At 61.9% G+C, this 281-nt stretch carries 1 pseudogene; it reads left to right on the top strand.

From position 1 onward, the window contains the following. Positions 1 to 281: pseudogene (locus tag HK26_RS13560) on the top strand (hypothetical protein); the annotation flags it as partial.

The raw sequence follows: 281 nt of genomic DNA, 5'->3' as shown, positions 1-281 counted from the left end.
GACCACCTGCCCGTGCGGATCTATGCCGGGCAAAAACAATGGGATGCCAGCAGAGCCATATGGACAGACCCGCAGCCTGATAGCTTCACCCCTGTTTTTTCTGGTCTTGGTAAGGGCTGGAAGCCCGACCGCACTACCGTACAGGTCGATCTGCTGGACGCTACATACTGGCTGACAGGGGTCATGCCCATTGGTCTGTATGGTGGGACTGGCGGGCTGGATGGGGACAGCAACGTGGTGGGGCGCTCCGTGCCGCGCCTGCGGGGCCGCGCATCCAACCT

Origin of the sequence: Acetobacter okinawensis (assembly GCF_002153655.1) — a bacterium.
Taxonomy (GTDB): domain Bacteria; phylum Pseudomonadota; class Alphaproteobacteria; order Acetobacterales; family Acetobacteraceae; genus Acetobacter; species Acetobacter okinawensis_A.
The sequence above is the reverse complement of the archived record's forward strand: the minus strand, read 5'-3'. Positions and strand labels throughout refer to the sequence as shown.